Source organism: Moorena sp. SIO3I8, assembly GCF_010692325.1.
Classification (GTDB): Bacteria; Cyanobacteriota; Cyanobacteriia; order Cyanobacteriales; family Coleofasciculaceae; genus Moorena.
In genome coordinates this window covers 1-5,503 of sequence record NZ_JAAHHW010000216.1, presented here as the reverse complement: position 1 = coordinate 5,503, position 5,503 = coordinate 1, and the positions used below count along the sequence as shown (strand labels likewise).

Here is a 5,503-nt window from a genome sequence, read left to right as displayed (position 1 = left end):
CCATAGCTCGTAATTTTACACTCAATTTATACCGTGACCAAATGTTTAAAAATATGGCACAAGCTCAACGACTTTGTTCTTTTGGTCTAGACACGCTTAAGCAACTTTTTAGAATGAAATAGCCCTGAGCTGAAGTCCCCCTTTTTAAGGGGGATTTAGGGGGATCTCTTTGCACCTCATGGGAGAGAGAATTGCTATAACTAACCTGCTCCTGCGTCTTTCCAATTCAAAAATTAAGGCTTTGTTCATTTAAAATAATGTCTTGATAAGTACCTGACTTCACTAAACGACCTTGATCGAGTAAATAGATACAATCACAATGTTCAATAGTGGAGAGACGGTGGGCAATGATAATCATCGTTTTAGTGCCATTCAAGGATTTAATTGCTTCATTAACCAAGTATTCAGTTTCATTATCTAGTGCAGAAGTCGCCTCATCTAAGACTAAAATTTCCCTCTGATGGTAAAGTGCGCGAGCAATTCCTATGCGCTGGCGTTGACCACCAGATAAACGCACTCCCCGTTCACCAACAACAGAGTTAACTCCCTCAGGCAATTGCTCAACAAACTCCGCAAGTTGAGCAGATTGGATAGCCTGATCTAATCGTTCTCGATCAATTAAATGCTTTGGAACACCAAAGGCAATATTTCCTTCGATTGTGTCATCTATCATAAAAATCGACTGTGGGATATAGCCAATTAAATTTTGCCAGGAACGCAGATTATTATATATCGATTTACCCTTGTACCTAATCTCACCACTCTCAGGAGCTAATAGACCTAAAATAACATCAACTAATGTTGTCTTACCTGAGCCTGATTTACCGATTAAACCAATAGATTGACCTTTGTTGATAGTCAAGGATATGTTCATAATAGTAGGGTCTAAAACCTTGGGATAGCGGTAGGTAATTCTATTAATTTCAATTTGATTATCCTCCGGTGATAGACTTCTATTAATGTCAATGGACTTGGCAAAATACCTGAATTGCTCTGAGGGAGTATTAGGCTTGGATAGGGGAGATAAATATGATAAATATGTAGGCTCAAAAATTTTCTCTACTTCAATGTTTTCTAACTCTTTTAAATCCAAGTATATTTTATTAATCGAATAGCTGGAGTTTCGCATCAAAGCAATATTAGATGTTAAATGACTAAATGCTGGAATCATGCGCACAGAAGCCAAAGCGAAAATACCTAAAACTTGGATAATATTTTCTGTTCCAAGGTTAAAGACTAACACTATAGATACAAAAGCTACTAAAAATGTCACTAAAATCGCTTCAATTATAATGCGAGGCAAAGCTTGGAAAGTATGAAACGATGTCATGCCATTAACCAGTTGATCGACTTGATCACTCATTTGCCTTTCAAAGTAAGATTCGCAACCAATAATTCGTGTTTCTTTTAATCCTCCAAGGCTATGATTGATGATGCGAATCATTTCCTCCTTAGATTGAGATACTTTTTTTCCCCATTCGGAAATTTTGTCTTTAAATTGGTAGATAATTCCCAAGGGAATTAGTAAAACCAAGGCTAGAGTAATTGTGGCGATCGGATCGGTGATTATTAGTAAAACAACTAAAAATACTATAATAATAAAACTAGCTACGGTTTTTAGGAAAGGAATCATAAATTTTACACTAAAAACTCCAGAGTCTTCCAAAACCGTGTTGATCAAAAAAGCTGTATTTTTTCTGAGATGAAATGTGTAAGGTGCTACCAAGTAGGCGTGGAGCAAATTTGATGATAGTTCACCATACTGAGTAAAGCTAAATTTAAAGATATATTTTTGAGCTTGGAAACTTAATAAGGATTTAGTCCAGAAGGCAACAATAATGATTAAACCTAGCAAGGCAATAAACTGAACTTCAGAAGTTAAACTTAACTTGACATAAACCCAATGCAGCCGAGAATTTAGTTCAATCAACCTTGGGTTAGTAGCTAACCCCATAAATGGCCCGACAAGTCCAATACCTACAGTATCCAAGAGGGAGGTTAGTAAGATTAATAACAGAAGAGGGATTAGTCGGAGTTTTCTTTCTCCGAGAATGTATAAAAAATTTGACAAATAGCTAACCATTTGGTATGTAAATTATTAGGATGATAAAGGAATAATTTAGTGTAATTCAGCTTTATGATGCAGTCAAAGATATGATTGAGATTGGTCAAATCTAGACAATTGTCCTAGTCCGCTGGCATTGCCGGCATCAAGAGAAGCTCGACAATCTCAATCCCTTCCATAAAGCCATTCAGCTCTCGAAGGTGAGCTAATGCCGAATTGCGTTGATTGAAGTAACTCTGATTAGACTGTTAGCATCTATAACGTTTATAAAAGAGTTTTTAAAATCCAGAAGCCCACAAGCCCTGTTAGTGTCGGCATCCTGTCTATGTTATACTTACTATAAAATATATTGATAATTTTTATACTTAAATTGTTTATTATTTTCCTAGGAAAAAACGAGTAATTTCATAGATTTTAATTGCCCTTAATTTAGCCAGAATAGTAATTGATAGATTGAGGAAACATATTAGCCGATTTTATTGGAAAATTTATAGACAATTCTCCTGGCAATTTATAGTGTGTTTTCTATTATTTTTTCTGAGCAAAATGCCGGGAATCAGGATAAAATAAAATGACAGGTCCGCGCTATCCACGCTCTCGGACCCCTTTAGGGATGATGGTACTATAGCGCTACGCGCAAGTCAGCAAGGTTCTTGCGTCAGAAGTCAAAAGTAAGCTATGACTAAGTTTGCTGAGTTTAGGAATGTCCTAAGCTTAATGCGTAGTGCTATACCTTGCCCTTAGTGCTTAGTTCACTTACCTAAAAATGCTCAAATGACCAATGACGACTGGCTAGAAATCGGTAGAATTGTTTCCCCCCATGGGCTAAAAGGAGAGTTGCGAGTCTATCCCAGTTCTGACTTTCCCGAGAGGTTTGAGGAGCCAGGACAGCGCTGGTTAAAACCACCAGGGGATAATCCACCCCAAGCTGCAGAATTACTTTGGGGACGTTTTGTCCCTGGTAAAGGGTTATATGTTGTGCAGCTAAAGGGGGTAGACAACCGGGATCAGTCAGAGGCGTTGCGCGGTTATCAACTGTTGGTACCAGCCAGCGATCGCCCAGAGTTAGAGGAAGATGAGTATCACATCTTAGACTTGATTGACCTTGAAGTGTTTAATCAACTCACTGGTGAAGCTGTGGGAGTAGTCGTAGATGTGATCCCAGCTGGTAATGACCTTTTGAAAGTTAAATTGCAATCTTCAGTGCAACCGCCCCCAACCGATGCGGAAACTGCACCACCCACTCGAACTAGCAAGAAACGCCAATCCAAGGGTAAGAAGGAACCACAGCCAGCAACGGTACTGATTCCCTTTGTGAAAGCGATCGCACCAGTGGTCGATCTCGAAAATGGTCGGATTGAGATTACGCCTCCTGCGGGTTTACTAGAAGTCAATCAACGTTAAGTCATAAGCGTGCCACGCATCTAAATTTAATTTGTATTTAATCTGTTCATGTTCTGTGAGGGTGATAAGCGCCCCGAAATCCTGACCAGCTCTAGCTTTAAGGTCACTATTATCCCAAATTATACAATGCCCGATTTCGCCACTTACCTCGCCACTTACCAAGGGCGGGTTAAGTGGTATCCTCCTGGGAGTGGAAAGCTGAGATTGAAGCCTTGACCTGATCAATCCTTGCTAGGTCATGTTTAATCGTATTTTAATATAAGTTTTTATTATAACTAATTTATCATCCAGAATCAACTTAGTACCTAAATATTTAGTAATATTAAAATGAGTAAGTTAATTAAAGTTAACAAAAAGCTGTGTCTACACAAAAACTAATACCCTACCACACTACGGAAAACCATGTTTGGAACTGGCAAGGTAACCATATTCAATACACCGTCATGGGGACTGGTAAGCCTCTACTGTTGGTTCATGGTTTTGGGGCATCCATTGGACATTGGCGTAAGAATATTCCTGTCCTAGCCGCAGGGGGTTATCGAGTGTTTGCCATCGATCTGCTGGGATTCGGAGGTTCTGATAAACCTGCCTTATCCTACACCGTAGAGTTGTGGCAACAACAAATAAAGGACTTTTGGGATACCTACATCAATGAACCTACCATATTTATCGGTAACTCCATTGGTGCTCTGTTAAGTCTGATGGTGGTCACAAACTATCCTGAGATTGCTGCTGGTGGTGTCTTAATCAACAGTGCTGGTGGACTCAATCACCGCCCTGAAGAGCTAAATCTACCTTTGCGCTTGGTCATGGCAGCTTTTACGAGATTAGTGAACTCTCCAACCTTTGGACCGTTCCTGTTTAACCGTATCCGCCAGAAACATCGCATCCGCAGCACCCTTCGTCAAGTCTACTGTGATTCAGATGCCATTACAGAGGAACTTGTAGAGTTAATCTACCAGCCTGCTTGTGATCCCGGTGCTCAAAAGGTATTTGCATCAGTTCTTACTGCTCCTCCTGGTCCTAGACCTAGTGAACTTTTACCGAAGTTACAAAGTCCTCTACTCATTCTTTGGGGAGAAGAAGACCCTTGGACACCGATTTCTGGTGCTACCATCTTCCAAAAACAGAGTCATCAGGGTAAAGACGTAAAATTTGTAGGAATTCCTAAGGCTGGTCACTGCCCTCATGACGAAAACCCAGAGTCCGTAAATTCACTGATTCTCGATTGGTTGTCATCTCGCTGGTGAAATATAAAAGCAAGTAATCAGGGTCAATCACGTTAGTAATAAGGGTAAACTTTAACATTTACAGCTATTTATAATACTGAAGATTACCCCTGTAACCCAAGATAATATTCCGTAAATTCACTGATTATAGATTGGCTTTTTTATGGATATAAATACTAATAAGCAATATCCCTGAAGCCATAGACAATCCTATCGGTGATTAGCCGTAATCAGATAGTTATTATGGAATCAACAGCTAGATTTTCGGTGCATAGATTGTTAGGACGAATTAATGTGAAGTAACCGAAATTGAGTGAGTGTGATCTATGTACGTGTTATTACTGATGACCGGAGCGGTAAGAGTTAATTTAACGGCTTCTTCAAGAGGTTTGAATGATTCAGATATTCTTAAAAAAGCGCTTGTCAGGGTCAGATTGTTTAAAGAACCAGCTAGGGTGGCTCTCAAATAAAAATCAGGTAAAGCTCCCGCAGTATTCCAGAGAAATATTTAAGTAAATTCACGGCAAGCTTTTTGAACTTTTGCTGATTCTTAAAGATTGTTTAAGTGGTTGTCGCGACGTCTTTATTGTCAATAAATATCACAATTTAGAAGAAACAAAAATTGGCTTCCAAGTGTTAAGAGTTTAACACGGAAGCTTTAACTCTTTGTTGCCAAGATAGGACTTACCCTATCAGGGGGTTCCCCCCCCCATCAAGAAGTTCACTATACCACTTATTCTCTACTAATAGTGTGAATACATTGTGAATGCAGAAAATATACAAGAATTCCTAGGAAGTCATTTAA

General features: G+C 39.2%; 3 protein-coding genes. 2 read left to right on the top strand and 1 reads right to left on the bottom strand.

Going from position 1 to position 5,503, the window contains the following annotated elements:
• Positions 1–226: 226 nt before the first annotated feature.
• Positions 227–1,990 carry an ABC transporter ATP-binding protein gene (locus tag F6K51_RS35030; protein ID WP_364304483.1) on the bottom strand — a complete coding sequence of 588 codons (1,764 nt, stop codon included), beginning with the start codon at positions 1,988–1,990 and terminating at the stop codon, positions 227–229.
• 849 nt (positions 1,991–2,839) lie between these two features.
• On the opposite strand from F6K51_RS35030, the gene rimM reads away from it, so the two are divergent.
• Entirely contained in the window at positions 2,840–3,469 is a 630-nt protein-coding gene (rimM, locus tag F6K51_RS35025; protein WP_293030146.1) for a ribosome maturation factor RimM, read from the top strand.
• A gap of 359 nt (positions 3,470–3,828) precedes the next feature.
• Positions 3,829–4,719 (top strand): alpha/beta fold hydrolase, encoded by an 891-nt coding sequence (locus F6K51_RS35020; RefSeq protein ID WP_293030143.1) that lies wholly within the window; start codon positions 3,829–3,831, stop codon positions 4,717–4,719.
• Positions 4,720–5,503 lie beyond the last annotated feature (784 nt).